Here is a 24,581-nt window from a genome sequence, read left to right as displayed (position 1 = left end):
GACGGGGGTGTTGTCTTTGGGGCGGAAGAAAGTCGAACGGAGTTCGGGATGCCGTTGCTGAAACTGCTGAGTGATGGAAAATTTCATTCCGGCGTCGAGCTTGGTGAAGCCTTGGGCGTCTCCAGAAGTGCCATCTGGAAGCGGCTGAAGACGCTGGAAGATGACTTGGGCGTCGAGGTGTTCAAGGTTCCGGGACGGGGTTACCGCCTGGAGGAGCCCCTGTCGCTGCTCGATGCCGAGCGGATCGCGCAGGAGGGCGGTTGGCCGGTAACGGTCCTGGCCTCCATAGACTCCACCAATGCCGAGGCGCAACGCTGTCTGCCGCAGCAGCAACCGCCATTCGCCTTGCTGGCCGAGCATCAGCAGGCCGGTCGTGGTCGTCGTGGCCGCGCCTGGGTCAGCCCCTATGGCAAGAATCTCTATCTTACCGCCGTGGTCTCCAGCCCGGGCGGGATCCAGAAACTGCAGGCCCTGAGCCTGACCATGGGCCTGGCGGTGATCCGTACCCTGCAACAGCTGGGCGTCGAGGACGCCTGCCTGAAGTGGCCCAACGACGTCCTGGTCCGCGGGCGCAAGCTGGCCGGCATCCTCATCGAGTTGTCGGGTGATCCGCAGGACGTCTGCCAGGCCATCATCGGCATCGGTATCAACGTCAACATGCGTCTGGCCGACAACATCGATCAGCCGTGGATCTCCATGGCCGAGGCCTTGGGCGGTCTGCAGGACCGCAACCAGGTCGCCAGTCTGCTGCTCCGGGAAATCGACAGTCTGTGGCAGATTCATCGCCGGTCCGGATTCGCCGCCCTGCGCAGCGAGTGGGAGCGTTATCATGGCTGGCAAGGTCGAGCGGTAACCCTGTCTTCGGGGGTTCGCTGTATCCAGGGCACAGTGGCAGGAGTTGCCGAAGATGGGGCTATTCTCATGCATGTAGACGGTCAGACGCAGGCATTCAGCGGTGGCGAATTGAGCCTGAGCCTAGATCATGATTCTTGAACTCGATTGCGGTAACAGCCTCATCAAGTGGCGCCTGCTCGCGGCCGGTGCCGAGGTGGTCGATACCGGCATCGTCGACAGCGACGACGCCCTGATCGCGGCGCTCTCCCTGCCGGACAGTCCTGCCCTGGCGGCCTGCCGACTGGTCAGCGTGCGCAGCGACGAAGAGACTCAGCAGCTCAAGGAGCGGCTCACCGCTACCTTTGGCATCGCCTGTCACCAGGCCCTGCCGGTCGAGGTGTGGAATGGCGTGCGCAATGGCTATCGTGACCATCAGCGTCTGGGCATGGATCGCTGGCTGGTGATCCTGGCCGCGGTGCAGTTGGCCGAGGGCAAGGCCTGCGTGGTCCTGGACCTGGGGACGGCGGTCACCGCGGATCTGGTCGATGCCCAGGGCGAGCATCAGGGAGGGTTCATCTGTCCGGGGATTCCGTTGATGCGTCGGGAACTGCAGACCCATACCCGTCGGATCCGCTACGATCCACATTGGGCCAGTGGTGAACGCTACGAGGCGCCGGGACGCACGACCATCGAGGCCGTGGAGCGTGGGTGTCTGTACATGCTCAAGGGTTTCGTCCGTACCCAATACGAACTGGCTCAGGAAATGTTCGCCGAAGGGTGCGAGATCTTTCTGACCGGGGGTGACGCGGAACTGGTCAAACATGTCGTTCCGGGCGCGCGGATCGTGCCCGATATGGTGTTTGCTGGATTGGCTTTGGCGTGTCCGCTCGAGAACGAATGATGCGTTGGTTGTTTCTGCTATTGGTGGTACTGAACGTTTTCTACTACATATGGCACCAACAGCAGGTGCCGTTGCTGGGTAAGGAAATCGCCCCTCTGGCGCTGTACAAAGGCGAGCGTGAGAACATTCGCCTGTTGAACGAGACGGCATCTGGTGACGCTGCGCGGCGTCAGTGACGGCGGTACCCTTCGATGAGGAGCGAAGATGCTGACGCTAGGTAATCTCTGCCTGTTGCTGGGCGCGGTCGGCATTGGTCTGTGGTTCTGGCATGCCCATGGCATTCGCGAGCGCGCGCTGCTGCTGGCCGAGCAGGAGTGTCGCCGCCGCAAGGTGCTGCTGCTCGATGGCGCCGTGGCTTTCTCGCGCTTTCGCTGGCTGGCCGATGCCCAAGGACGCAAGCGCCTGGCGCGACTGTTTTCCTTCGAATTCACCGTGACGGGAGAGGAGCGGCTCGACGCCTCTCTGGCCCTGTTCGGCAAGACCCTGGCCAAGGTCGAATTCGCCCCCTTCGTGGTACCCGAGGTCGAACGCCCGACGGCCGATTCGGTAGTGGCTTCGGCGCCTGCCTATCAGGCCAAGCCCGAGCATGGCCAGGTGGTCTATCTGGACCAGTGGCGGCAGCGCCAGCGTACCGAGACCAATCGGCGGCAAGAGCCGGAGTAGTCCGGCATACCTGCTTTCGACAGCTTTCCCTTCCCCCATCCCGACGCTCAGCACCGCTGCTCCGCTCCGGCTTTTTCGTTTCTCTTCATGTGATCTCTGATGTTCAGCCCTCTCGTTACCTTTCCTGCGCTCTATTTCGCCACCCTCCTGATGCTGGCCGGCTCCGGTCTCTTCACCACCTATATCGGTCTGCGACTGACCGAGCAGGGGGCGGGGGACCTGTGGACCGGCGCCCTGATGGCGGCCTATTACTTCGGGCTGGTGTGCGGCGGCAAGTTCGGCCATCGACTGATCGCCAGTGTCGGCCATATCCGCTCCTATGTGGCCTGCGCCGGTGCGGCAACGGTCACCGTGCTCATCCATGCCCTGATCGATGACCTGAACGTCTGGATCGCGCTCAGATTCGTCATGGGCGTGGTGATGATGAATCAGTACATGGTGATCGAGAGCTGGCTCAACGAGCAGGCGGAGAATCACCAGCGTGGCAAGGTGTTCGCCGGCTACATGGTGGCGGTGGACCTGGGGTTGGTGATCGGCCAGGCGCTGCTGGCCTGGCATCCGCAACTCGACTACAAGCCGCTGCTGCTGGTGGCCATCTGCTTCGCCTCCTGCCTGATTCCCCTGGCCATGACCCGGCGGGTGCACCCGGCCAAGCTGGTGGCGGCACCGCTGGAGATCCGTTTCTTCTGGCAGCGGGTGCCCCAGTCGCTGGTGACCATCTTTACCGCGGGGCTGCTGGTGGGGGGCTTCTATGGCCTGGCGCCGGTGTTCGCCAGTCGCAGTGGCCTGGATACGGCGCAATCGAGCTTCTATGTGGGGCTGTGCATCGTCGCGGGGTTCTGCGCCCAGTGGCCGCTGGGCTGGCTGTCGGATCGCCTCGATCGCTGCAAGCTGATCCGCGCCAATGCGGTGTTGCTGTGCCTGGCGGCGGTACCGCTGTGGGGACTGATCACCTTGCCCTATCCCTGGCTGCTGGCCGCGGGCTTCGTCTCGGGCATGCTGCTGTTTACCCTCTATCCGCTGGCGACGGCCTTTGCCAACGACCATGTCGAACCCGAGCGGCGCGTGGAGTTGTCGGCGATGCTGCTGACCACCTATGGCGTGGGTGCCTGTATCGGACCGCTGCTGGCCGGTGCGGCCATGGAGCATTTCGGCCCGGGCACCTTCTATGTGCTGACCTCGGCCTATGCGGTGATTTTGATCGTCTTCGTGCAGCCCCGCTTCGTCAGTGGCGAACACCGGCTGGACGAGGCGCCGCTGCATCACGTGGCCATGCCGGATACGGTGAGTCCGATGGCGGCGGCACTGGATCCGCGCATCGACGAGGTGCCGCAGGAGTTGGTGGTGGAGGCGCCGGCCAGTATCGGGCCGGGTGGCGAGAAGAGCCACTGAGCGAGCCCGGCGCAAGGCCGGGCAGGAAGGGACGGCTAGGGCTCAGGCCTGGCGGGTCTGGCCGGCCTTGATCAGGCGGTCGAGGGTCTGGGCCGAACCGTTTTCGGCCAGGGCGTCATCCTGCAGGCGATGCTGCTGACGGTCGATCAGCCGACCCATGGGACGCTGGCTGGATTCTTCGGCCACCGTATCGTCACCGAGGCGCTGCTGCTGGTCTTCGATCACCTGGCCCAGGGGGCGCAGGCTGGATTCCTCGGCGATCCGGCGTTCCTGCACCTGGCGTTGCTGCTGCTTGATGACTTCACCCAGGGGACGCAGGCTGGATTCTTCGGCCAGGGTGCGCTGCTGCAGGCGCTGCTGCTGTTGCTTGATCAGCTGGCCCAGCGGGCGCTGGCTGGATTCCTCGGCGACCTGGGTGGCGGCGCTGGGGGTGAAGGCGAAGTCCTGGGCGAAGGTATTCAGGGCCAGGGCGGTCAGGGCGAAACCGAAGGCGATACGCAGGTTCATGATGGTGTCCTCTGGGGAAACTGTGCTGGAGTGAGTTCAGTATCCCGAGCAGGACCGCTCGAAAAAAATAGACTGGCGAGATAGTGACTATCAGCGCTGTCGATGCCTTTCAGAAAGTCTCTAGCCTCCCGTCGATGATTGCTCCTTTTCCGCTTCACTCAGGTGCGCGCCGCCGAACAGCTCGCGCAAGGCGGCGGCATAGTCGCGCGTGCCTATCACCATGCTGTTGGAGTGGGTCCCGCCGGGGATCAGCAGCAGGCGCTTGGGCGGCCGGGCCGCCGCATAGAGGGCTTCGCTGAAGCGGGGAGGGACATAGCGATCGTCGCTGCCGTGGACGATGAGCACCGGGATATGGATGTCCGGGATCTTGTCCAGGGAATCGAATTTCTCCGACATCAGCCAGCGCAGGGGAAAGCGGGTGTCGACCACCGCAGAGGCGGCATCGGCCAGGGTGGTGAAGGTGGATTCGATGATCAGACCGGCCGCGGCGGGGTAGTCGCCGGTGGGATCCCCGTCGCGGGCGATGCGCCAGGCCAGGTCCACCGCCACGGCGCCGCCCAGTGAGTGGCCATAGATGTATCTCTTGCGGGGATCGGGCTGCAGGCTCTGCAGGTGCTTCCAGGCGACCCGGGCGTCCTGGTAGACGCTGCGTTCGGAGGGCACGTCGCCAGGGCTTTCGCCAAAGCCGCGATAGTCGATGGCCAGCACCGAATAGCCGATTTGCCGAAGGGTGGCGATGCGCCGGACCTGGGCGGTGAGATTCCAGCGGGTGCCGTGCAGATAGAGCAGGGCGGGGGCGTCCGGACGGCGGGCGGGCCACCACCAGGCGTGCAGGTAGTCGGTGCCGGTCAGGCCGTCCGGCACCGGCAGGTTGAACTGGCGGACGCCTTCCGGCACGCCGGTGAACCAGCTGGCATTGCCCGGCTCGATGCTGAACACCCACTGGCGTTCGCGATAGGCCAGTTCCGAGCAGCCATAGGGGACCCCGACCCCGACCAGCAGGGTGACGAAGAGCAGCGGGATCAGGCGACGGCGGAGCAGGGTGACGAGGGACATGACTTTCTCTGGATACCGGAAGACGCAGGGTAGGGGCATTCGTCGCCTGGCGCGAACCCCCGTTTCGGTTGGACAGTCATCCTAGAGACAGCGACTGCAGTGATCCCCAACCTGAGGTGAGCCATGAGTGCGACGGCCAAGAAGAGCGATCCCGAACTCTGGGAAAAGGTGAAGAAAGAGATTACCGAGGGCGACAAGGGCGGCAAGCCCGGTCAGTGGTCGGCGCGCAAGGCGCAGCTGGCCTCCCAGGAGTACCAGAAGCGCGGTGGTGAATACCAGGGCGGCAAGGGCAAGGACAATCATCTGCAGCAGTGGACCGACGAGAAGTGGGACACCCGCTCCGGCAAGAAATCCGAGGAGACCGGCGAGCGCTATCTGCCGGAAAAGGCCCGGGACTCCCTGAGCAAGGAAGAGTACCAGCGCACCATCGCCAAGAAGCGCCGTGACACGCGCCGCGGCAAGCAGCATTCCAAGCAGCCGGCCGACGTGGCGCGCAAGACGGCGGCGGCGCGTGGGTCGGGCCTGGCCGGTCTGACCAAGGACGAGCTGATGAAGCGTGCGGCGCGCCGCGAGGTGCGGGGCCGGTCGCGCATGAAGAAAGACGAACTGGTGAAGGCGTTGCAAAAGGCAGGTGAAAAATGAGCACCAAGAAGGCTTCCAACGACGACAAGAAAGAGGTCCGCAGCGAGTTCAAGCAGGTGGTCAACATGACCCCGAGTCAGCTGCGCAAATGGCTCAGCGGTGACACCAGCAAGGGCGTGGGCATGACCAAGGGTGGCAAGAAGGTCAAGGCCGCCAACGACGGCAAGGCGGTCGGTCATGCCATGGGTGAGCGCATCCTCGAGCTCAAGGGCAAGCGCCAGGCCGAGCTGGAAGACGACGACTACAAGGCCATGCGCAAGGTCATCGGCTATGTGCATCGCCACCTCAAGCAGCGACCGGACGGCGACATCGAAGACTCGCGCTGGCGCAAGTCGCTGATGAACTGGGGTCATGACCCCCTGCGTGACAAGCGCAGCGCCTGATCCCGACGAACCGCAGCCCAGGCTGCGGTTTTTCTTTGCATGCAGAGTGACTGGCCGAATTTGTGTGCAACTGTGACGCCGCAGCGCGGGCGCAAAGGAGTAGGGTAGCCGCCTAACTATCTGAATGCGTTCAAGGAGTTGTCGATGGCACCCCGGGATCTGTTGCTGGCACTGGTCGTCATTCTGGCCTGGGGGGTGAACTTCGTCGTCATCAAGCTCGGCCTGCATGGCGTGCCGCCCATGCTGCTGGGCACCCTGAGATTCTGCCTGGCGGCCTTTCCGGCCATCCTCTTCGTGCGGCGTCCCCAGGTGTCCTGGCGACTGCTGCTGGCCTACGGCCTGACCATTTCCCTGGGTCAATTCGCCTTCCTGTTCTCGGCCATGTACGTGGGCATGCCGGCGGGGCTGGCCTCGCTGGTCTTGCAGGCCCAGGCCTTCTTCACCCTGGCATTCGCGGCGACCTTTCTCGGTGAGAAGGTGCGCCGGGCGAGCCTGGTCGGGCTGCTGGTGGCGGCGCTGGGCCTGCTGCTGATCGGTACCGAGCATGGCGTCACCATGACCCTGGCCGGCTTCCTGCTGACCCTGGCAGCGGCGGCCATGTGGGGACTGGGCAATATCGTCACCAAGAAGATCGGCAAGGTGGACATGCTCGGCCTGGTGGTCTGGGGCAGCCTGATTCCGCCCATTCCCTTTTTCGTCCTGTCGCTGCTACTGGAAGGTCCCGAGCAGATCGCCACGGCGCTGACCTCGCTGTCGGCCGGTTCGATCTTCGCCATCGTCTACCTGGCCTTTATCGCCACCCTGGTCGGCTACGGCATCTGGAGTCGGCTGCTGTCACGCTATCCGGCCGGCCAGGTGGCGCCCTTTTCCCTGCTGGTGCCGGTGGTGGGGCTGACCTCGGCCGCCGTGTTGCTCGGTGAGCAGATGACCCTCCAGCAGGAAGTGGGTGGCGTGGCGGTCATGCTCGGCCTGCTGATCAACGTCTTTGGCGGCCGCTGGCTGGATGCCAGGAGCAAGATGTCATCCAGTGCATGATGTTGCACGTTCGTAAATGATTGTGCATGATCTGCTGATCTTCCTGGAGTATCAGCCATGACTGCCATTCACCTTCCCGAAGAACGCCAGGCCGCGATCCTGGCCCTGCTGCGCGAACAGGGCCGGGTCCTGTCCGCCGAATTGGCCGCGACCTGGGGCATTTCCGAAGACAGCGTGCGTCGCGACCTGCGTGAGCTGGCCCGCCAGGGGCTGTGCCGCCGGGTGTATGGCGGGGCGCTCTCGCTGCTGACGCCACCGGAGGCGCTGCCGGCGCGTATCGGCCAGGACGAGGCGGCCAAGCAGGCGCTGGGCCTGGCCGCGGCCAGGCTGGTGCAGCGCGGGCAACTGCTGTTGCTGGATGCCGGCTCGACCAATCTGGCCATCGCCCAGGCGCTGCCCACGGATCTCGACCTGACCGTGGCCACCAATGCGCCGGTGATCGCCGCGGCGCTGCTGCAGCGCCCGGGCATCCGGGTGCTGATGATCGGCGGCCTGGCCGCGCCGGAATCGGGCGCCTGCCTGGGCGCCCGGGCGCTGCGCGATCTGCGCGGCGTGCGCGCCGATCTGGCCTTTCTCGGGACCTGCGCCCTGGCGGTGGAAACCGGGGTGACCGGCTTCGACCTGGAAGAAGCCGAATTCAAGGTGGCCGTGGCCGAGCAGAGCGGTCAGGTCGCCGTCGCGGTGACCGCCGAAAAGCTCGACAGCGTGGCCTTCTATCACGTGCTCCGCCTCGATCAGCTGAACCACCTGGTGCTGGAACCTGGGCTGAGCGAGGAGCGTCTGCAACCCTATCGTGACGCCGGGCTGCAATTGCATTCGCTCGCCAGCGATCGCTAGCCCGCTCACCCAAGGATCGCCATGACTTCCGCCGTCTTGCATCGCCAGCGTCGCGCCACCTTTACCGTCTTTCTCGCCAACGGCTGCGGGATCGGCGGCTGGGCGGCGGCCATTCCCGAACTCAAGCGCGATCTGCTGCTGGGCGACGGCCAGCTGAGTCTGGTGCTGCTGGCGGTCGCCCTCGGCGCCTTGCTGACCATGCCCTTCGCCGGGGTGCTGGTGCCGCGCCTGGGAGGGACCGGCCGCCTGACCCGCCTGAGCATCCTGACCTTCGTGCTGGTGCTGAGCGGGCCCGGGGTGGCGCCGTCGCTGGGCTGGCTGCTGCCCTGCGCGCTATTGCTCGGCGCTTGCAACGGATTGATCGACGTGGCCATGAACGCCCATGCCAGCGATGTCGAAAGCCGCTGGAATGGTCCGCTGATGTCGTCCTTCCACGCCGCCTTCAGCCTGGGTGGCTTTCTCGGCGCCGGCCTGGGGGCCCTGGTGCTGCACCTGGGCGCCTCGGCGCTGGCGGTACTGCTGGCCGCCGCCCTGGTGGCGCTGGTGCTGGCCCTGCCCGCCGCCCTGGCCCTGGACGAAGGCGATCGCAGTCCGGTCAGTCATGCCCTGCGCCTGCCGGATCGGCGAGTGCTGGCACTGGGGCTGATCGCGCTGGGCTGCCTGATGCTGGAAGGCGCCATGACCGACTGGAGCGCCGTCTACCTGGGCCAGGTAGGCGGGGCGAGTCCGGTGGTGGCCACCCTGGGCTATGCGGCCTTTTCACTGACCATGCTGGTGGGCCGGCTGTTCGGCGACGGCATCCGCGGCCGCTTCGGCGGTCCTCGGGTGATCGTTGGCGGCGCCCTGCTGGCGACCCTGGGCCTGGCCCTGGCGGTCCTCCTGCCGGCGCCCGGGACCGCGATCCTCGGCTTCGCCCTGGTCGGCCTGGGCCTGTCCAATGTGGTACCGGCAGCCTTCAGCGCCGCCGGCCAGGTGGCCGAGACACCGGCTGCCGGCATCGCCATGACCGCCACGGCCGGCTATCTCGGCTTTCTGCTCGGTCCGCCGCTGATCGGCGCCGTGGCGGGGCAGGTGGGCCTGCGCGGCAGCCTGCTGCTGCTGACCCTGATCGGGGTGGCGGTGGCGCTGCTGGCACTGCGTCAGCGCAAGACATGATGTCTATCCAGGGAACCCCGCTGCGCTGAGCAGACCCAAGAGGGAACGGAAATCCAAGGAGGCGGCCATGACGCGCCCACGCAAGATCCTCGCCTGGCTGCTGGGAATCATCCTGCTGCTGCTCGTAGTGCTGGTGGTGGTGCTCGCCACCTTCGACTGGAATCGGCTCAAGCCGACCATTAACGAGCAGGTGTCGAGCGCCTTGCACCGCCCCTTCGCCATCGAGGGCAACCTGGGCGTGGTCTGGCACCGCGAGCCGGATCAGGGCGGCTGGCGCGCCTGGATTCCCTGGCCCCACATCGCCGCCGAAGACCTGACCCTGGGCAATCCGGACTGGGCCAAGGAAAAGACCTTCGTTCACCTCGACCGGGTTCAGCTGCGGATCTCGCCGCTGGCGCTCTTGGCCAAGCAGATCTATATCCCGCGCATCGACCTCACGGGGCCGGTGGTCAATGCCCAGCGGCTGGCCGATGGCCGTAACAGCTGGACCTTCGAGACCGCCGAGAAGGACCCCAAGGCCGAACCCTCGGCCTGGACCGTGGATATCGGCACCATAGGCTTCGACGCCGGCCAGGTCGGCTTCGACGATGCCCAGACCGCCACTCGGCTGCGCGCGCGGATCACCTCCCTGGACGCCCCCATCGCCTATGCCGACCTGGTGGGCAAGCAGGGCACCTCGCGCCAGCGCTCCCACGTCAAGCAGACCCAGCCCTTCCAGTTCGCCCTGGCGGTGGAAGGCAGCTACAAGCAGGTGCCGGTCAGTGGCCGTGGCCAGATCGGCGGACTGCTGGCGCTGCAGGACGCCGATGTGCCTTTTCCCATCCAGCTCGATGCCCGTGCCGGCGAGACCCGCGCCCAGGTCTTTGGCACCCTGACCGATCCGCGGCGCCTGGGTGCCCTGGATCTGCACCTGGTGCTGGAGGGCAAGAGCCTGGCGCAGCTCTATCCGCTGACCGGGGTCACCCTGCCGGAGACGGCGCCCTATGCCACCGATGGCCATCTTACGGTCAAGCTCAATGATCCGGCGGGCGCGCGCTTCAGCTACGAAGACTTCAATGGCCGGGTCGGCAAGAGCGACCTGCACGGCGAGGTGCTGTTCACCGGCGGCAAGCCACGGCCCAAGCTCAGTGGCACCCTGCGCTCTGATCAGCTGCTGTTCGAGGACCTGGCGCCGCTGATCGGCGCCGATACCAAGGAACAGCAGGCGGCCAAGGGCGAAACCAACAAGCAGCCGGCGGACAAGGCCCTGCCGGTCTCCGAATTCCGCACCGAGCGCTGGCGCGCCATGGATGCGGACGTGCGTTTCACCGGCAAGCGCATCGTGCAGAACGCGCAGCTGCCGATCACCGATCTCAACACCCACGTGCGCCTGACCGATGGCGTGCTGCTGCTCGACCCCCTGCGCTTTGGCGTGGCTGGGGGTGATCTGAACACCACGGTGCGCCTGGAAGGCGACAAGACGCCCCTGCAAGGGCGGGTCGATCTGCATGTGCGCCGGGTCAAGCTGAACCAGCTGTTCCCCACCGTGGAGACCATGAAGCGCAGCATGGGCGAACTCAATGGCGATGCCACCCTGAGTGGCACCGGCAACTCGGTGGCGGCGTTGCTTGGCACCAGCAACGGCGAACTCAAGCTGCTGATGAACGACGGCCGCATCAGCCGCAGCCTGATGGAGCTCGCCGGACTCAACGTCGGCAACTATCTGGTCGATCGGCTGTTCGGCGATGACGAGGTGGAGATCAATTGCGCGGTCGCCGATCTCGATTTCAAGAAGGGCCTGGTGCAGCCCCAGGTCTTCGTGCTCGACACCGAGAACGCCCTGATCAACATCACCGGCACCATCAACCTGGCGAGCGAACGACTGGATCTCACCGTCGATCCCCACAGCAAGGGCCTGCGCATCTTCTCGCTGCGCTCGCCGCTCTATGTGCGCGGCACCCTGAAGAATCAATCGCCAGGGGTGAAGGCGCTGCCGCTGGCGGCACGCGGCGCGGCGGCGGCACTGCTCGCCACCTTCGCGGCGCCGGCCGCCGGTCTACTGGCACTGGTGGCGCCGAGCAACGAGCAGGGCGCCCAGTGCAGCACCCTATTGCAGCAGATGCGCGCAGGGCGTTGAACTCTTGCGCTAGAGCGGGTTCGCGGTACTTGACAGACGACCGTTCGGCGGCGTCTGACGGGCGGAAAAGAACCGCTCTGGTTGCCCGGGCTCTATAGAAATAACCCGAGTCGGGCAGCCTTTTCGCGGAGACCTCTCATGCGTGACGACACCGATAGCCAATACGAAATCCACTACAAGTTGCTGGGCGAAAGCTATACCGACCGTATCAGCAATCTCGACGTACCCATCACCGACGTGGTCCGCGAACTGGCTTGCCGGCACCTAGATGCGATCAACGACGAGCGCTTCCACCTGGCCGATATCGAGTCTGGTCAGGCGCTGGTGGCGCTGCACGATGTGTCCATCCATCGCGTCTCGCCGGAAGCGCCATGAAGCGCCTGCTGAGTGGTGGATTGCTGGCCCTGACCCTGCTGGGGCTGACGGCCTGTTCCACCGAGACGGTGGTGACCCTGCAGGACGGTACCCAGTACATCACCGAAGATCGTCCCAACACCAAGACGGCCGACGGCTTTTATGAATTCACCGACGTGGCGGGTCGTCATGTACGGGTGAAGGCAGCCGATGTGGCCACCATCAAGGCGGAAGACTAGCCAGGAGACTGCCATGCCCCGCGGCGACAAGTCCAAGTACAGCGACAAACAGGAACGCAAGGCCGAGCACATCGAGGAGAGCTACGAGAAAAAGGGCGTCTCCAAGGAGGAAGCCGAAGCGCGGGCCTGGGCGACGGTGAACAAGCAGTCCGGCGGTGGTGAAAAAGCGGGCTCCGGCAAGAGCAAGAGCGGTACTGCCAAGCGCGCGGATCGCAAGGACTCCGCACGGCGGGCGGTGGCCACCAAGCAGGGCCAGTCGCCCAACAGCGGGCGGGCCTCGGCACGGCGTTCGCGCAGCGGCAGCACCTCGCTCAGCGACATGACCCGCGACGAACTGGTGAAGAAGGCCGCCGAGCAGGACATTCGTGGGCGTTCGCGGATGAAGAAGGACGAGTTGATTCGTGCCTTGAGCTGACAGTCGAACACGCAAGAAAAAGCCGGACCTGGTCCGGCTTTCTTTTTGCCTGGCGCCTCAGCTGGGCAGCAGCCGGCAGGTGAGGCTCTTGATGTAGCGGGTCTCCGGGATCGCCGGGTGTACCGGGTGATCCGGGCCCTGGGCACCGCGTTCGAGGATCTGCAGGTTGCGGTCCAGATGACGGGCGCTGCCGAGCAGGATGTTTTGCAGGTCGTCTTCGGGCAGGTGCATGGAACAGGAGGCACTGACCAGGATGCCGTCCTTGTTCAGCAGCCGCATGGCCTGTTCGTTGAGGCGACGATAGGCGGCTTCGCCGTTCTTAAGGTCCTTGCGCTTCTTGATGAAGGCCGGCGGGTCGGCCACGATGACGTCGAATTTCTCTTCGCCGGCCTTGAGTTCCTTGAGCGCCTCGAAGACATCGCCTTCGACGCAGACCAGCCTTTCCGCCAGGCCGTTGAGGGTGGCATTGCGCTCCACGCCGTCGAGGGCGAAGCCCGAGGCATCAACGCACATGACCTCGCTGGCGCCAAAGGCCGCGGCCTGCACGCCCCAGCCGCCGATGTAGCTGAACAGGTCGAGCACCCGCTTGCCTTCGACATAGGGCGCCAGGCGCGCCCGATTCAGGCGGTGGTCATAGAACCAGCCGGTCTTCTGGCCTTCGCGCACCGGCGCCTCGAAGCGCACGCCGTTCTCTTCCAGCGCCACCCAGTCGGGGACCTCGCCATAGGCCACTTCCACGTAGCTGGAAAGGCCCTCGGCCGCGCGGGCGCTGCCGTCGTTCTTCCACAGCACGCCGTGAGGCTTGAACACCTGCAGCAGGGCGGCCAGGATGGCGTCGCGCTGGCGCTCCATGGTCGCCGAGGCGATCTGCACCACCAGGATGTCGTTGAAGCGATCCACCACCAGACCCGGCAGGAAATCCGAATCGCCATAGACCAGGCGATAGCAGTGGCTGCCGAACAGCCTCTCGCGCAGGCTCAGGGCGACCTTGAAGCGGTGCACCAGCAGCGACTTGTCCAGCAGGTAGCCGGTGTCGCGGGAGAACAGGCGGGCGCAGATCAGGTTGTTGGGCGACAGCGCTACCAGGCCCAGCGGCTTGCCGCTGGTGGTTTCCAGGATGGCCTGATCGCCCGGCTCGAAGGCGGTCAGCGGGGTGGCGACGACGTCCACCTCGTTGCTGTACACCCAGAGGTGCCCGGCGCGCAGACGGCGGTCGGCATTGGCTTTGAGGCGCAGGCGAGGCAGGGGCATGAAGGTCTCCGGCGAAGGGGGCAAAAGCGCGGAATTATAGCGCAAAGCTACCCGCCCGGGCCGGCCGTCAGTCCCGCTGGCTGACCTCGATGTCGCTCAGCCCGGCTTCCTGGGCGCGCCGGGCGATGCTCGGCTGGGCATGGCGTTCCCAGGGCGCATCGACCACCACCTGGGGTTCCTCGACGTGCTTGATCAGCAGCTGCAGTACGGCTTCCTCTTCGGTGACCGGCTCGAAGCTCTCCAGCTCGTGAGTGAGGGGTTCGCCGTTGAAGCGGTAACTGATCTGGTAGTGGTGCAGGGTATGCATGGACTCGACCTCGGCAGCGGGGAGATAGAAAGATGGACCCCGCGAGCCCTCGGCGGTTGCGTCAGCCGCCGAGGGTATCGAGGATCGGACACTCGGGGCTGGCGTCGCCATGGCAGCAGGAGACCAGCTCGCCGAGGGTGCTGCGCAGGCGGGTCAGTTCGGCGATCTTCAGATCCAGCTCGGCGATGTGCCGCTTGGCCAGCGCCTTGACGTCGGCACTGGCGCGTTGCCGGTCCTGCCAGAGGCTGAGCAACTGGCGGATCTCTTCCAGACTGAAGCCCAGCTCCCGCGAGCGGCGGACGAAGGCCAGCACCCGCAGGTCTTCGGCGCCGTACTGGCGATAGCCGCTGTCAGTCCGTCCGGCGGGGGCCAGCAGGCCGATCCGCTCGTAGTAGCGCAGCATCTTGGCGGTGAGCCCGCTGGCCTTGGCGGCCTGACCGATGTTCATGAGGGGAGGTCTCCGGACGGGCGCCAGCGGCCGAGCAGCAGGGCATTGGCCAGGACACTGACGCTGGAAAAGGCCATGGCGGCGCCGGCATAGACCGGGTCGAGCAGACCCAGGGCGGCCAGCGGCAGGCCGATGACATTGTAGATGAAGGCCCAGAACAGATTCTGGCGGATCTTGCGCTGGGTACGGCGGGCGATGTCCAGCGCCGCGACGACCTGGCGCGGGTCCTCCTGCAAGAGGGTGATGCCAGCCGCGTGGCGCGCGGCGGCGGTGCCCGAGCCCATGGCGATGCCCAGCTCCGCGGCGGCCAGCGCCGGGGCGTCGTTGAGGCCGTCACCGACCATGGCCACGCCGCCCCGGGTCGCCTGCAGCCGGGCCACCAGGGCCGCCTTATCGGCGGGCAGCACCTCGGCCTCCCACTGGGTGATGCCCAGGGCCGCGGCCACCTGGCGGGCGCTGCCACGGTTGTCACCGGTCAGCAGCCAGCTGTCGATGCCGTCGCGGCGCAGCTGGGCAATGGCCGCGGCAGCACCCGGGCGCAGCGCATCGCCAAAGGCCAGCAGCCCCAGCACCCGCGGCTGGCTGCCGCGTTCCAGCAGCCAGGACAGGGTCAGCCCCTGGTCTTCCCAGGCGCGGGCGGTCTCGGCTAGGCCGCCGGCGTCCGACCCCTGTTCGGCCAGCAACCGGGCATTGCCCAGCAGCAGCGGGCGGGTCTGCCAGTGGCCTTGCAGGCCACGGCCGGGGAGGGCGCGGACGTCTTGGGCCGGTGGGGTGTCCAGGCCGCGCTCGCGACAGGCCAGCAGCACGGCGGCGGCCAGAGGGTGCTCGCTGCCGCGTTGCAGGCTACCGGCCAGACTCAGCAAGTCGGCTTCCTCGATGCCGGGAGCCGTGGCCAGCTGGCAGAGGCGCAACTGGCCGGCGGTCAGGGTGCCGGTCTTGTCGAAGACCACGGTGGTGATGCCCTGGGCACGCTCCAGGGTCTCGGCGTCCTTGATCAGAATGCCGTGACGCGCCGCCACCCCGGTACCGGCCATGAGGGCGGCGGGGGTGGCCAGTCCCAGGGCACAGGGGCAGGCGATGACCAGCACCGCTACGGCCGCGAGCAGACTGGACTCCAGGGGGTGGCCGCTCAGCAGCCAGCCGAGCAGGGTGACCAGGGCCAGGCTCACCACCACCGGCACGAACACCCGGCTGATCCGATCCACCAGCTGCTGGATGGGCGCCTTGGTGGCCTGGGCGTCTTCCACCAGGCGGATGATGCCGGCCAGCACCGTCTCGCCACCCAGGGCGGTGACCTCGATCTGCAGATTGCCCTCGCCGTTGATGGCGCCCCCCACCACCTCGTCACCGGGGCCCTTGGCGACCGGGCGGCTTTCGCCGGTGAGCAGGGCTTCGTCCACCTGGCTTTCGCCCTGCAGGATGCGGCCGTCGGCGGGGATGCGCTCGCCCGGGCGCAGCTGCAGGCGGTCGCCCGGGCGCAGGCGATTCAGGGCGACCTCTTCTTCCTGGCCGGCCGCATCCAGGCGCCGGGCGCTTTCCGGGCGCAGGGCTTCCAGGGCGCGCAGGGCCGCGCCGGTGCGGCGCTTGGCGCGGGTCTCCAGGTATTTGCCCAGGCGCACCAGGGCGATGACCATGGCCGCCGTCTCAAAATAGAGCTGGGGGCTGTCCTTGACCAGCCAGAGATAGAGGCTCAGCCCATAGGCGGCGCTGGTGCCCAGGGCGACCAGCACATCCATGTTGCCGCTGCGGGCGCGCAGGGCATGCCAGGCACCGCGATAGAAGCGCGCGCCGACGATGAACTGGACGGGCGTCGCCAGCAGGAATTGCAGCCAGGCGGGCGGCATCAGGTGCCAGCCGAAGGGCGCCAGCAGCATGGGCAGTATCAGCGGTGCGGTCAGCAGCAGCGCCAGGGTCAATTCGAGATGCTCCCAGGGCATCCCCTGACGCGCCGGGGCTGAACGCTCGTCTTCGGCGCGGCGATCCTGGGCGCCGTAGCCGGCGCTTTCCACCGCGGCGATCAGGGTGTGGGTGTCGACCGCGGCCAGGGTCCTGACCCGCGCTTTTTCGCTGGCCAGGTTGACTTCGGCGGCCAGCACCCCGGGCACGGCACGCAGGACCTTTTCGATCCGCCCGGCGCAGTTGGCGCAGCTCATGCCGGACAGCGCCAGGTCATGCTCGGCCTCGGCCACCCGGTAGCCGGCGGCGGTGACGGCTTCGGCCAGCGCCGGCGCCGCGTCACCCGGTGCGCTGACGCGGGCCTTTTCGCTGGCCAGGTTGACGCCGGCCGCGCTGACCGCCGGGACCTTCTGCAGGGCGCGCTCGACCCGACCGGCGCAGGCCGCGCAGGTCATGCCGCTGATGGAGAGTTCGAATTCGTGCATGGGCACCTCCTGATAACAGTGTTGACCTTGACCTCGGGTCAAGGTCAACACTGGAACCCGGTCCTGGCGCTGGCGTCAGGAGAAAGAGGTCAAGACAGACAGGAGCAGACCATGCATGTCATCAAGGTGATCGGAATGAGTTGCGCCCACTGCGTGAGCGCCATCGAGGCCGCGGTCCTCAAGGTGGACAATCGCGCCCGGGTGGAGGTGGATCTGCAGGCGGGCGAGGTGCGCATCGACAGCGCCGAGGTGGCTGCGCCCTTTCGCGCGGCCATCGAGCAGGCGGGCTATACCGTCGGCGACTGAACCCAGTCGCGCACGATGGCGCGGAAGAAGGTGGTGAACACCTGATCGGCGGCCAGCAGCGGGGCGAAGGTCTGTTCGTCGCGCAGCAGGTCCGAGAGGGTGCCGAGAAACAGGCTGTGCAGCATCCGGCTGGCCAACTGCGGCGTCACGCCCGGCTGCAGGCGATGCGCCTGGGCGGTGAAGAGGGCGTCGGTGATGCGGATGAACTGCCGCAGGAACTGCAGATCGCGCTCCTCGGCCTCGCGCAGCTCCTCGGTGAATTCGCAGCGGTGCAGCATGATGGTCATCACCCGTTGCTCCCGGCCGGGCTGGGTGAATTTCGTCATGCCTTCAATGCACAGTTTGAACAGCCGTTGCAGGCTGTCTTCCTCACCGTCGACGCGCAGGCGCTCAGTCAGTTCGTCGGCCGGGATCCTTATCTGGCTAAGCATTTCGTGGAACAGGTGGGCCTTGTTCTGGAAATGCCAGTACACTGCACCACGGGTGACGCCGCATTCGCGGGCGATCATTTCCAAGCTGGTACGCGCCACGCCATTGGTCAGGAACAGGGCTTCCGCCGCATCGAGAATGGCTTGGCGAGTCTGTTCGGCTTCTTCTTTCGTACGACGCATGGGCGATCTGACTGGCAGTGGGTCTGCCACGCAGTCTAGCGCGCCTCGCCGCTTTTACAAACATGATTGTATGTAACTGCGTGACACTTCCGCTTCCATCGGATCAGGCTTCATGACCTTTCGCTTATTGTTGATTCTCGGGGCCCTCTCGGCCTTCGCCCCCTTCGCCATCGACATGTACCTGCCCAGCTTCCCGTCGCTGGTCCGGTCGTTCGCCACCGATATCGAACACGTGCAGCTGAGTCTGGCGGTGTATTTCGCCGGTCTCGCCAGCGGCCAGCTGTTCTATGGCCCCCTGGCGGACCGCTTCGGCCGCCGCCTGCCGCTGCTGATCGGCATCGGCCTGTTCTGCCTGGCGTCGCTGGGCTGCGCCCTGGCGCCCAGCCTGCCCTGGCTGATCGCCGCGCGTTTCGTCCAGGCCCTGGGCGGCTGCGCCGGCATGGTGATCGCGCGGGCCGTGGTACGGGATCTCTGCGAGCCGATGGCCGCGGCGCGGGCCTTTTCGCAGATCATGCTGGTGACCGGCATCGCGCCCATCATCGCGCCCTTCGCCGGCAGTCTGCTGCTCAGCACCTTTGGCTGGCAGGCGATCTTCGTCAGTCTGGCGCTGTTCGCCGCTGCCTGCGGCACCGCGGTGGCGCTGTGGCTGCCCGAATCCCTGCCGGCGCACCATCCGCGGCCGCCGCTGCGGGGTGCCCTGCGCAACTACCTGCGGCTGCTGCGCGATCGCACCTTTATCGGCCATACCCTGACCGGCGGCATCGCCATGGCCGGGATGTTCGCCTACATCTCCGGTTCGCCCTTCGTGCTGATCGAGCTCTATGGCGTCGCGCCCGAGCACTACGGCTGGGTCTTCGGCCTCAACGCCGCCGGCTTCATCCTGCTCGGGCAGCTCAATGCCCGCCTGGTGGTCCGCCAGGGACCGGCCTTCTGGTTGCGCCGCGCGGTGGTCGCCTATGCCGCGGCGGGGCTGATCCTGTTGCTGGTCGGGGCCTTCCAGCCCAAGGCGCTGCCGGTGCTGATGATCCCGCTGTTCTGCGCCATCGCCCTGCTCGGCGGCATCGTGCCCAACGCCTCGGCCTGCGCCCTGGCCGGGCAGGGCGCCAATGCCGGCAGTGCCTCGGCGCTGATGGGCAGTCTGCAATTCATCCTCGCAGCGCTGGCCTCCAGCAGCGTGGGCGCGCTGCACAATGGCACCGTGGTGCCCATGTGCGCGGTATTGGCACTCTGCGCGGTGGCCACCGCACTCATGGCGCGCTGGACCCACAGCCGCACGCCTGCCTGAAGCGGAGTGGATTTTTCCCGGTCGGGCGGGTCAGATAGGCGAACCCTCACACTTCCAGGGACGCCGACATGACCTTCGCCTACTGGTGCATCTTCCTCGTCTACCTCGTGCCCTATGGCGCGGCCTACTACGCCAAGTTCAAGGGCAGCGGCTTCACGCCTGATGACAACCGGGATCCGCGCAGCTTTCTCGGCAAGCTGGAAGGGGCCCGGGCCCGGGCCAACGCCGCCCAGCAGAACGCCTTCGAGATCAATCCGCTGTTCGCCGCCGCGGTGATCGTCGCCCACGTCACCGGTGGCGCCGAGCAGGGCACCATCAACTTCTGGGCTTTTCTCTTCCTGCTCAGCCGTATCGCCTACACCTGGCTATACATCCGCGATCATGCCACCCGCCGCTCGCTGGTCTGGGCCGGCGGCATGTTCTGCTGCCTCTGCCTGTTCATCGCCGCGGCCTGAGTGCACCGTCGCTGCCGGTCTTGACCGGCAGCGACGGCTGTAGCTTCATTAGCGCCCTATCTTTCTCGGCTGGCCGCCTGCATGACGTCTCCTTCGCCCGCCCAGCAGGTGCTGGCACACTTCGCTCAGCTCGCCCAAGCCCGTGGCTACACCCTGGATGCCGCGCAACAGGCCGCCATCGACCGTTTCGCCCAGCTTGCCGACGAGCTGCTGCGTCCGCGGCTGTTCCGCCGCCAGGCGCCACGCAGTCTCTATCTCTGGGGGCCGGTAGGCCGTGGCAAGAGCTTTCTGCTCGACGGCTTCTTCGCCGCCCTGCCATTCGCCGAGAAGCGCCGGGTGCACTTCCATGCCTTCTTTCGCGAACTGCACGAGCGGATGTTTCGCCAGCCGCCCGGCGGTGATGCCCTGGCCGCCAGCCTGGACGAACTGCTCGACGGTTGCCGACTGCTCTGCTTCGATGAATTCCATGTGCATGACATCGGCGACGCCATGCTCATCACCCGGCTGTTCAAGGCCTTGTTCAGCCGCGGCGTGGTGCTGATCACCACCTCCAACTATCCGCCCGAGGGGTTGCTGCCCAATCCCCTCTACCACGAGCGCTTCCTGCCGGCGATCAGGCTGATCGAGACGCGCATGGACATCCTCTCGGTGGCCGGTCCCCAGGACTATCGCGGCGCCAGTCCCGCCGAGCCCGATCCCTTCGGCGTCGGCGCCTATCTCTGGCCTGGCACTCCGGCGCAGCGCCAGGCGCTGGGATTGCCGCCGCTGGCGCAGACACGCGTGGAGGTACCGGTCGGGCATCGCAGCCTGCCTGCCGTCAGCGCCGCGGATGGGCTGCTGCACTTCAGCTTCGCCGATCTTTGCGAAGGCCCCACCGCGGTCCTCGACTACCTGACCCTGAGCGAAACCTGGCAGCGCTGGCTGCTGGACGCCGTGCCGCCGCTGCGCGACGCCAGTCCCGCCGCCCGGCAGCGGTTCATCAATCTGGTGGATGTGCTCTACGACCGGCGCCTGGCGCTGTTCCTGGTCAGCGCCGCGCCCCTCGACGAAACCCTGGCCGACAGCGACATCGCCGACATGTCACGGACGCGCAGTCGCCTCTCTCAGCTGCGGCAGATCGGACCGGACTAGCGCTCGGCCTTCAGCTGCGCACCTTCCAGATGCCAGCGACGCTGCTCGGCCGAGGCGCCGTCGACGTCGTTGACCCGGCGTAGTTGATAGTGGCCGCTGAAGGTCTGGCGGGTGCCGTCGACCAGGCGCGCCCTGACCGTCACCGGGATGCTGACATGGCTCGAACCGGCCGCCCCCTCGACCGGGCCCGGTTGGCCGAGGGTCACCTGCACGCTGCGGGTCCTGGCATAGCCCTGGCGGAATTTCTCGTAGCTGTTGCCAGGCTGGCCGTCCAGGCCCCACTGCTGCCAGGCGGTGCCGTAGTCCCGCGCATCCAGTGCCCGGTAGTAGCGCTGGACCACGGCGGCCGCCGCCTCGGCGCTGCTGGGCAGCGGACCGCAACCCGGCTCCTTGGCCGCTTCGCCATCGCCGTACAGGGCGCAGCTGCGGGCGATCTCGTCCTGCATCAGGGCGCAGCTGTTGGCGGCGTTGCACGGCGGATGGGTGGCGGGGGAGAGCGCCCGGCAGCGGGTGGCCAGGGCCTGGGCCGGCTGCCGCCCGATTTCCTGGGCGCAACTGCGCGGTGAAGGCTCCGTGGCGGCCAGGGCGCCAGAGACAAGGGGCAGCAGCAAGACAGGGCAGAGCAGCCAGCGGGGGGACATCGACGCGATCCTCGGGCAAAGCCCCCAGCCTAGCAGGCCGGGTCTCTGTTGAAAAAAAAGCCCGCGGCGGTCATCCGTCGTCTGGCCATCTGGCTGACGTAAAAACGTCATGCCGGCAGCGCAGGGTGGGTGGATCCCGTGTCGGAGTTCGCCCCATGCCTTCGTCCAGTCCAGCCGCTTCCCTGTCGCCGCTGTCCCATCCCCTGCACAGTTCGCGCAAACCCGGTCCGCTGCGGATCGTACTGTTCATCGTGCTGCTGCTGACCGGTCTGGCGGTGACCCTCGGCGGTATCCACAACGACGTCAGCGATACTCAGTCCCCGCCCACCACCTGGCTGCCCTTCGCTGGCCTGGCCCTGGCGCTGGTGATCGCCCTCGGCTTCGAATTCGTCAACGGCTTCCACGACACCGCCAACGCCGTGGCCACCGTCATCTACACCCACTCGCTGCCGCCCAATGCGGCGGTGCTCTGGTCCGGCTTCTGCAACTTCCTCGGGGTGCTGTTCTCCAGCGGCGCGGTGGCCTTCAGCGTCATCGCCCTGTTGCCGGTGGACCTGGTGGTGGAGATGGGCGCGGGCAAGGGCTTCGCCATGATCTTCGCCCTGCTCATCGCCGCCATCATCTGGAATCTCGGCACCTGGTGGCTGGGCTTGCCGGCGTCCTCGTCCCATACCCTGATCGGCTCCATCATCGGCGTCGGCCTGATGCACGCCTGGCTGGGCGGCCTGGATGGCAGCAGCGGGGTGGACTGGGGCCAGGTGGCCAAGGTCGGCTATGCGCTGCTGTTCTCACCGCTGATCGGCTTCGTCTGCGCGGCGCTGCTGCTGGTGCTGCTCAAGCGGATCGTGCGCGACCAGACGCTGTACCAGGAGCCAAAAAGCGCCGAGCCACCGCCGCCGTGGATCCGCGGCCTGCTGATCCTGACCTGCACCGGGGTGTCCTTCGCCCATGGCTCCAACGACGGCCAGAAGGGCATGGGGCTGATCATGCTGATCCTGGTCGGCGCCCTGCCGACCGCCTATGCGCTCAATCGAGCGGTGCCCGCCACCGCGACGCCGGCTTTCGCCGCCGTCGCCGAGGTCACCGCCAGCGGACTGCGCCAGGCGGCGCCCCAGGCCGCGCCGGCCGATCCCCATGGGGTGCTGCTGGAATTCGTGCGCAAGCGGCAGAGCAATCCCGAGGTGCTGCCTGCGCTCGCGGCCATCACCGATGACATCGCCCGCGAGGTGCGCCAGTACGGTGCCCTCAACAACGTCCCGGCGCAAAGCATGCCCAACGTGCGCAACGCCATGTACCTGGCCTCGGAATCCATCCGCCTACTGGAAAAGGAGCACCTGCCGGGGCTGGCGCCCAAGGCGCAGGAGGATCTCCGGGAATTCAAGCGGCAGATCGACCAGGCCACCCGTTTCATCCCGCTGTGGGTCAAGGTGGCGGTGGCCATCGCCCTGGGCCTGGGCACCCTGGTCGGCTGGCGGCGCATCGTCATCACGGTCGGCGAGCGTATCGGCAAGACCCACCTGACCTATGCCCAGGGGGCCTCGGCGGAGCTGGTGGCCATGGGCACCATCGGCGCGGCGGACGCTTTCGGCCTGCCGGTCTCCACCACCCATGTGCTCTCGTCCGGGGTGGCCGGGACCATGGCCGCCAACGGTTCCGGACTGCAGTGGGCGACGGTGCGCAATCTGCTGCTGGCCTGGGTGCTCACCCTGCCGGTGGCCATGGCGCTGTCCGCTTCACTGTACTGGCTGCTGGTGCAGCTGTTCTGACACGGCTTCGGTCAGGCAACGGCGAAACAGTGCCACGGCTGGCAGGTCACGCCCCGCGTGGCGGGCGATGACCTGCAATTCACGGTGGAAGGTAAGGGCGCCCAGGGACAGCCGCCGCACCCGCGGATGCTCCAGCCAGAGGCCGGCGCAGGGCACCAGGGCCACGCCCAGGCCGTGCTCGACCATCTTGACGATGGCATCGAGTTCGTCGAGTTCGAGCACCTGGCGCACTGCCAGGCGCTGCTCACGCAGAAAGGCGCTGACCCGCCGCCCGCCAAAGGAGTGGCGGTCGTAGCGGATGAAGGGCTGGGTCTCCAGCAGCAGGCGCGGATCGTCGCCGGGCAGGTCCGGCGGGGCGATGAGCACGAAGGGTTCCTGCAGCAGGGTGGCGGCGTGCAGTTCCTTGGGCAGTTCGAAGGGCGGGCGGATGAGGATGGCCAGATCCAGTTCGCCGGCATCCACCTGGCTGAGCAGGGCCAGCGAGACGCCGGGCACCAGCCGCGGCTCCAGGCGCGGCGCCTGCTGGCGCAGCCGCACCAGGGTGCCGGGCAGCAGGCCGGTCTGGACGCTGGCGATGGCGCCGATGCGCAACTCGCCCTGGATATCCTCGCCGGCGCCGGCCATGCGCGCATAGGTGGCGAGCATTTCCTCGGCCAGCGGCAGGGCGCGACGCCCGGCGGCATTGAGCAGGGCGCTGCGGCCATTGCGGTCGAACAGCTGCACGCCCAGGTGCTGCTCCAGGTTGCGGATTTGGGCGCTCACCGCCGAGGGCGTGAGGCCCACGTGCAGCCCGGCCGCGGCAAAGCTGCCATGGCGGGCCACGGCGAGCAGGGTCTTGAATTCGCGAAGCATGGGAGTGGCCTGCAGTCCGGGGCGGTCACTGTAGCGAGCCTGGCTGCCGAGCAACAAAATTTTTGTCGCTCGGAGGCAGGAAAATGCGCTTCATGCACAGGAAAACCTGGGGTGAGAATGGCTGCATCCCCCTCAACAGGATTTCCCCCCATGGCCCTGTCGCCCTTTCACCTCGCCATTCCCGTCTACGACCTGGCCGCCGCCCGGCATTTCTACGGCGACGTCTTCGGCCTCGCCGAGGGTCGCTCCAGCGACCACTGGGTCGACTTCGACTTCTATGGCCACCAGCTGGTGATCCACGAGCACCCCAAGACCGCGTCCCAGGAACAGGCCCATACCAACGCCGTGGACGGCCACAACGTGCCGGTGCCGCACTTCGGCATCGTGCTGGGCTGGGACGAATGGGAAGCCCTGGCCGACCGTCTGCGGGCACGTGAGACGCAGTTCGTCATCGAGCCCTATATCCGCTTCCAGGGCCAGGTCGGCGAGCAGGCCACCATGTTTCTCTTCGACCCCTGCGGCAATGCCCTGGAGTTCAAGGCCTTCAAGGACATGAGCCAGCTGTTCGCCAAGTAACGCCGGGCGGCCCTGGCCGCTCGTGAAGTCTTCGCGACCGGA

Annotated in this window: 29 protein-coding genes; 20 read left to right on the top strand and 9 right to left on the bottom strand. The window is 66.8% G+C overall.

The window, feature by feature from the left end; translation table 11 throughout:
• Window positions 1-48: 48 nt before the first annotated feature.
• From birA to POR01S_RS21545, 5 genes are all read left to right on the top strand, one after another.
• On the top strand, window positions 49-993 hold the full coding sequence (gene birA / locus POR01S_RS21565) for a bifunctional biotin--[acetyl-CoA-carboxylase] ligase/biotin operon repressor BirA (protein WP_042138279.1): 945 nt from the start codon (window positions 49-51) through the stop codon (window positions 991-993).
• The gene (locus POR01S_RS21560) at window positions 983-1,735 is read left to right on the top strand and encodes a type III pantothenate kinase (protein ID WP_042138277.1); all 753 of its coding nucleotides are present in this window, start codon (window positions 983-985) and stop codon (window positions 1,733-1,735) included. The genes birA and POR01S_RS21560 overlap by 11 nt, the downstream gene beginning before the upstream one ends.
• Window positions 1,732-1,911, top strand: coding sequence for a hypothetical protein (locus tag POR01S_RS21555; RefSeq protein WP_037006863.1), 180 nt, complete (start codon window positions 1,732-1,734; stop codon window positions 1,909-1,911). The genes POR01S_RS21560 and POR01S_RS21555 overlap by 4 nt, the downstream gene beginning before the upstream one ends.
• A 28-nt stretch (window positions 1,912-1,939) precedes the next feature.
• Window positions 1,940-2,398 (top strand): DUF3301 domain-containing protein, encoded by a 459-nt coding sequence (locus POR01S_RS21550; RefSeq protein WP_007162609.1) that lies wholly within the window; start codon window positions 1,940-1,942, stop codon window positions 2,396-2,398.
• A gap of 99 nt (window positions 2,399-2,497) precedes the next feature.
• Window positions 2,498-3,790, top strand: coding sequence for an MFS transporter (locus tag POR01S_RS21545; RefSeq protein ID WP_027601354.1), 1,293 nt, complete (start codon window positions 2,498-2,500; stop codon window positions 3,788-3,790).
• Between the two features lie 42 nt (window positions 3,791-3,832).
• Here POR01S_RS21545 and POR01S_RS21540 read toward each other — a convergent pair whose 3' ends face one another.
• Window positions 3,833-4,297 carry a hypothetical protein gene (locus tag POR01S_RS21540; protein WP_042138274.1) on the bottom strand — a complete coding sequence of 155 codons (465 nt, stop codon included), beginning with the start codon at window positions 4,295-4,297 and terminating at the stop codon, window positions 3,833-3,835.
• Window positions 4,298-4,417: 120 nt separating this feature from the next.
• Window positions 4,418-5,353: an alpha/beta hydrolase gene (locus POR01S_RS21535; RefSeq protein ID WP_042138273.1), complete on the bottom strand. Its 936-nt coding sequence runs from the start codon at window positions 5,351-5,353 to the stop codon at window positions 4,418-4,420.
• Between the two features lie 123 nt (window positions 5,354-5,476).
• On the opposite strand from POR01S_RS21535, the gene POR01S_RS21530 reads away from it, so the two are divergent.
• The 9 genes from POR01S_RS21530 to POR01S_RS21490 all read left to right on the top strand — a co-directional run bounded on the left by POR01S_RS21530 (window position 5,477) and on the right by POR01S_RS21490 (window position 12,529).
• Window positions 5,477-5,995, top strand: a complete 519-nt coding sequence (locus POR01S_RS21530; protein ID WP_042138271.1) for a hypothetical protein — start codon at window positions 5,477-5,479, stop codon at window positions 5,993-5,995.
• Window positions 5,992-6,378, top strand: a complete 387-nt coding sequence (locus POR01S_RS21525) for a DUF3140 domain-containing protein (protein ID WP_042138269.1) — start codon at window positions 5,992-5,994, stop codon at window positions 6,376-6,378. Before POR01S_RS21530 ends, POR01S_RS21525 begins: the two co-directional genes overlap by 4 nt.
• 144 nt (window positions 6,379-6,522) lie before the next feature.
• Window positions 6,523-7,413 (top strand): EamA family transporter, encoded by an 891-nt coding sequence (locus POR01S_RS21520; RefSeq protein ID WP_027601352.1) that lies wholly within the window; start codon window positions 6,523-6,525, stop codon window positions 7,411-7,413.
• 57 nt (window positions 7,414-7,470) lie between these two features.
• A complete protein-coding gene (locus POR01S_RS21515) occupies window positions 7,471-8,250 on the top strand; it encodes a DeoR/GlpR family DNA-binding transcription regulator (protein WP_027599082.1) in 780 nt (259 codons plus the stop codon).
• 21 nt (window positions 8,251-8,271) lie between these two features.
• Complete coding sequence (locus POR01S_RS21510; RefSeq protein ID WP_042138267.1) at window positions 8,272-9,405, top strand: MFS transporter; 1,134 nt, start codon at window positions 8,272-8,274, stop codon at window positions 9,403-9,405.
• A 67-nt stretch (window positions 9,406-9,472) separates the two neighbouring features.
• Entirely contained in the window at window positions 9,473-11,521 is a 2,049-nt protein-coding gene (locus tag POR01S_RS21505; protein WP_042138266.1) for an AsmA family protein, read from the top strand.
• 138 nt (window positions 11,522-11,659) lie between these two features.
• Window positions 11,660-11,896: a hypothetical protein gene (locus POR01S_RS21500; protein WP_007162599.1), complete on the top strand. Its 237-nt coding sequence runs from the start codon at window positions 11,660-11,662 to the stop codon at window positions 11,894-11,896.
• Window positions 11,893-12,114 carry a YgdI/YgdR family lipoprotein gene (locus POR01S_RS21495; protein ID WP_042138265.1) on the top strand — a complete coding sequence of 74 codons (222 nt, stop codon included), beginning with the start codon at window positions 11,893-11,895 and terminating at the stop codon, window positions 12,112-12,114. The genes POR01S_RS21500 and POR01S_RS21495 overlap by 4 nt, the downstream gene beginning before the upstream one ends.
• Window positions 12,115-12,127: 13 nt before the next feature.
• On the top strand, window positions 12,128-12,529 hold the full coding sequence (locus POR01S_RS21490) for a Rho termination factor N-terminal domain-containing protein (RefSeq protein ID WP_027601347.1): 402 nt from the start codon (window positions 12,128-12,130) through the stop codon (window positions 12,527-12,529).
• 57 nt (window positions 12,530-12,586) lie between these two features.
• On the opposite strand, the gene POR01S_RS21485 is transcribed toward POR01S_RS21490, so the two are convergent.
• From POR01S_RS21485 to POR01S_RS21470, 4 genes are all read right to left on the bottom strand, one after another.
• Window positions 12,587-13,780: a class I SAM-dependent rRNA methyltransferase gene (locus POR01S_RS21485; RefSeq protein WP_042138264.1), complete on the bottom strand. Its 1,194-nt coding sequence runs from the start codon at window positions 13,778-13,780 to the stop codon at window positions 12,587-12,589.
• Window positions 13,781-13,847: 67 nt separating this feature from the next.
• The gene (locus POR01S_RS21480) at window positions 13,848-14,087 is read right to left on the bottom strand and encodes a hypothetical protein (RefSeq protein WP_027599076.1); all 240 of its coding nucleotides are present in this window, start codon (window positions 14,085-14,087) and stop codon (window positions 13,848-13,850) included.
• A gap of 61 nt (window positions 14,088-14,148) precedes the next feature.
• Window positions 14,149-14,535 carry a Cu(I)-responsive transcriptional regulator gene (cueR, locus tag POR01S_RS21475; RefSeq protein ID WP_007162594.1) on the bottom strand — a complete coding sequence of 129 codons (387 nt, stop codon included), beginning with the start codon at window positions 14,533-14,535 and terminating at the stop codon, window positions 14,149-14,151.
• Window positions 14,532-16,916, bottom strand: coding sequence for a heavy metal translocating P-type ATPase (locus POR01S_RS21470; RefSeq protein WP_042138262.1), 2,385 nt, complete (start codon window positions 16,914-16,916; stop codon window positions 14,532-14,534). The genes cueR and POR01S_RS21470 overlap by 4 nt, the downstream gene beginning before the upstream one ends.
• A 111-nt stretch (window positions 16,917-17,027) precedes the next feature.
• Here POR01S_RS21470 and POR01S_RS21465 point away from each other — a divergent pair, with 111 nt between their 5' ends.
• On the top strand, window positions 17,028-17,222 hold the full coding sequence (locus POR01S_RS21465; protein WP_027599074.1) for a cation transporter: 195 nt from the start codon (window positions 17,028-17,030) through the stop codon (window positions 17,220-17,222).
• Here POR01S_RS21465 and POR01S_RS21460 read toward each other — a convergent pair.
• On the bottom strand, window positions 17,204-17,833 hold the full coding sequence (locus POR01S_RS21460) for a TetR family transcriptional regulator (protein ID WP_027599073.1): 630 nt from the start codon (window positions 17,831-17,833) through the stop codon (window positions 17,204-17,206). The two genes, POR01S_RS21465 and POR01S_RS21460, sit on opposite strands and share 19 nt — an antisense overlap.
• A gap of 112 nt (window positions 17,834-17,945) precedes the next feature.
• Here POR01S_RS21460 and POR01S_RS21455 point away from each other — a divergent pair, with 112 nt between their 5' ends.
• The 3 genes from POR01S_RS21455 (at window position 17,946) to zapE (ending at window position 20,704) form a co-directional block, all read left to right on the top strand.
• Window positions 17,946-19,118 (top strand): multidrug effflux MFS transporter, encoded by a 1,173-nt coding sequence (locus tag POR01S_RS21455; RefSeq protein WP_042138261.1) that lies wholly within the window; start codon window positions 17,946-17,948, stop codon window positions 19,116-19,118.
• Window positions 19,119-19,186: 68 nt separating this feature from the next.
• Complete coding sequence (locus tag POR01S_RS21450; RefSeq protein ID WP_027599071.1) at window positions 19,187-19,573, top strand: MAPEG family protein; 387 nt, start codon at window positions 19,187-19,189, stop codon at window positions 19,571-19,573.
• A gap of 81 nt (window positions 19,574-19,654) precedes the next feature.
• A complete protein-coding gene (zapE, locus tag POR01S_RS21445; protein WP_042138255.1) occupies window positions 19,655-20,704 on the top strand; it encodes a cell division protein ZapE in 1,050 nt (349 codons plus the stop codon).
• On the opposite strand, the gene POR01S_RS21440 is transcribed toward zapE, so the two are convergent.
• Window positions 20,701-21,345, bottom strand: coding sequence for a hypothetical protein (locus POR01S_RS21440; RefSeq protein WP_042138252.1), 645 nt, complete (start codon window positions 21,343-21,345; stop codon window positions 20,701-20,703). The genes zapE and POR01S_RS21440 overlap by 4 nt on opposite strands.
• 155 nt (window positions 21,346-21,500) lie before the next feature.
• Here POR01S_RS21440 and POR01S_RS21435 point away from each other — a divergent pair, with 155 nt between their 5' ends.
• A complete protein-coding gene (locus tag POR01S_RS21435) occupies window positions 21,501-23,111 on the top strand; it encodes an inorganic phosphate transporter (RefSeq protein ID WP_042138251.1) in 1,611 nt (536 codons plus the stop codon).
• Here the strand turns inward: POR01S_RS21435 and POR01S_RS21430 are convergent.
• Window positions 23,079-23,963, bottom strand: a complete 885-nt coding sequence (locus POR01S_RS21430) for a LysR family transcriptional regulator (RefSeq protein ID WP_042138249.1) — start codon at window positions 23,961-23,963, stop codon at window positions 23,079-23,081. The two genes, POR01S_RS21435 and POR01S_RS21430, sit on opposite strands and share 33 nt — an antisense overlap.
• 150 nt (window positions 23,964-24,113) lie before the next feature.
• Here POR01S_RS21430 and POR01S_RS21425 point away from each other — a divergent pair, with 150 nt between their 5' ends.
• Entirely contained in the window at window positions 24,114-24,539 is a 426-nt protein-coding gene (locus POR01S_RS21425; protein WP_042138248.1) for a VOC family protein, read from the top strand.
• Window positions 24,540-24,581 lie beyond the last annotated feature (42 nt).

The sequence above is a fragment of the Pseudomonas oryzihabitans NBRC 102199 genome (genome assembly GCF_000730625.1).
Lineage (GTDB): Bacteria > Pseudomonadota > Gammaproteobacteria > Pseudomonadales > Pseudomonadaceae > Chryseomonas > Chryseomonas oryzihabitans.
The sequence above is the reverse complement of the archived record's forward strand: the minus strand, read 5'-3'. Positions and strand labels throughout refer to the sequence as shown.

Excerpts from the sequence above, each read along its gene's own strand:
- birA (WP_042138279.1), top strand. The coding sequence starts at position 49 with ATGCCGTTGCTGAAACTGCTGAGTGATGGAAAATTTCATTCCGGCGTC.
- POR01S_RS21560 (WP_042138277.1), top strand. The coding sequence starts at position 983 with ATGATTCTTGAACTCGATTGCGGTAACAGCCTCATCAAGTGGCGCCTG.
- POR01S_RS21555 (WP_037006863.1), top strand. The coding sequence starts at position 1,732 with ATGATGCGTTGGTTGTTTCTGCTATTGGTGGTACTGAACGTTTTCTAC.
- POR01S_RS21550 (WP_007162609.1), top strand. The coding sequence starts at position 1,940 with ATGCTGACGCTAGGTAATCTCTGCCTGTTGCTGGGCGCGGTCGGCATT.
- POR01S_RS21545 (WP_027601354.1), top strand. The coding sequence starts at position 2,498 with ATGTTCAGCCCTCTCGTTACCTTTCCTGCGCTCTATTTCGCCACCCTC.
- POR01S_RS21540 (WP_042138274.1), bottom strand. The coding sequence starts at position 4,297 with ATGAACCTGCGTATCGCCTTCGGTTTCGCCCTGACCGCCCTGGCCCTG.
- POR01S_RS21535 (WP_042138273.1), bottom strand. The coding sequence starts at position 5,353 with ATGTCCCTCGTCACCCTGCTCCGCCGTCGCCTGATCCCGCTGCTCTTC.
- POR01S_RS21530 (WP_042138271.1), top strand. The coding sequence starts at position 5,477 with ATGAGTGCGACGGCCAAGAAGAGCGATCCCGAACTCTGGGAAAAGGTG.
- POR01S_RS21525 (WP_042138269.1), top strand. The coding sequence starts at position 5,992 with ATGAGCACCAAGAAGGCTTCCAACGACGACAAGAAAGAGGTCCGCAGC.
- POR01S_RS21520 (WP_027601352.1), top strand. The coding sequence starts at position 6,523 with ATGGCACCCCGGGATCTGTTGCTGGCACTGGTCGTCATTCTGGCCTGG.
- POR01S_RS21515 (WP_027599082.1), top strand. The coding sequence starts at position 7,471 with ATGACTGCCATTCACCTTCCCGAAGAACGCCAGGCCGCGATCCTGGCC.
- POR01S_RS21510 (WP_042138267.1), top strand. The coding sequence starts at position 8,272 with ATGACTTCCGCCGTCTTGCATCGCCAGCGTCGCGCCACCTTTACCGTC.
- POR01S_RS21505 (WP_042138266.1), top strand. The coding sequence starts at position 9,473 with ATGACGCGCCCACGCAAGATCCTCGCCTGGCTGCTGGGAATCATCCTG.
- POR01S_RS21500 (WP_007162599.1), top strand. The coding sequence starts at position 11,660 with ATGCGTGACGACACCGATAGCCAATACGAAATCCACTACAAGTTGCTG.
- POR01S_RS21495 (WP_042138265.1), top strand. The coding sequence starts at position 11,893 with ATGAAGCGCCTGCTGAGTGGTGGATTGCTGGCCCTGACCCTGCTGGGG.
- POR01S_RS21490 (WP_027601347.1), top strand. The coding sequence starts at position 12,128 with ATGCCCCGCGGCGACAAGTCCAAGTACAGCGACAAACAGGAACGCAAG.
- POR01S_RS21485 (WP_042138264.1), bottom strand. The coding sequence starts at position 13,780 with ATGCCCCTGCCTCGCCTGCGCCTCAAAGCCAATGCCGACCGCCGTCTG.
- POR01S_RS21480 (WP_027599076.1), bottom strand. The coding sequence starts at position 14,087 with ATGCATACCCTGCACCACTACCAGATCAGTTACCGCTTCAACGGCGAA.
- cueR (WP_007162594.1), bottom strand. The coding sequence starts at position 14,535 with ATGAACATCGGTCAGGCCGCCAAGGCCAGCGGGCTCACCGCCAAGATG.
- POR01S_RS21470 (WP_042138262.1), bottom strand. The coding sequence starts at position 16,916 with ATGCACGAATTCGAACTCTCCATCAGCGGCATGACCTGCGCGGCCTGC.
- POR01S_RS21465 (WP_027599074.1), top strand. The coding sequence starts at position 17,028 with ATGCATGTCATCAAGGTGATCGGAATGAGTTGCGCCCACTGCGTGAGC.
- POR01S_RS21460 (WP_027599073.1), bottom strand. The coding sequence starts at position 17,833 with ATGCGTCGTACGAAAGAAGAAGCCGAACAGACTCGCCAAGCCATTCTC.
- POR01S_RS21455 (WP_042138261.1), top strand. The coding sequence starts at position 17,946 with ATGACCTTTCGCTTATTGTTGATTCTCGGGGCCCTCTCGGCCTTCGCC.
- POR01S_RS21450 (WP_027599071.1), top strand. The coding sequence starts at position 19,187 with ATGACCTTCGCCTACTGGTGCATCTTCCTCGTCTACCTCGTGCCCTAT.
- zapE (WP_042138255.1), top strand. The coding sequence starts at position 19,655 with ATGACGTCTCCTTCGCCCGCCCAGCAGGTGCTGGCACACTTCGCTCAG.
- POR01S_RS21440 (WP_042138252.1), bottom strand. The coding sequence starts at position 21,345 with ATGTCCCCCCGCTGGCTGCTCTGCCCTGTCTTGCTGCTGCCCCTTGTC.
- POR01S_RS21435 (WP_042138251.1), top strand. The coding sequence starts at position 21,501 with ATGCCTTCGTCCAGTCCAGCCGCTTCCCTGTCGCCGCTGTCCCATCCC.
- POR01S_RS21430 (WP_042138249.1), bottom strand. The coding sequence starts at position 23,963 with ATGCTTCGCGAATTCAAGACCCTGCTCGCCGTGGCCCGCCATGGCAGC.
- POR01S_RS21425 (WP_042138248.1), top strand. The coding sequence starts at position 24,114 with ATGGCCCTGTCGCCCTTTCACCTCGCCATTCCCGTCTACGACCTGGCC.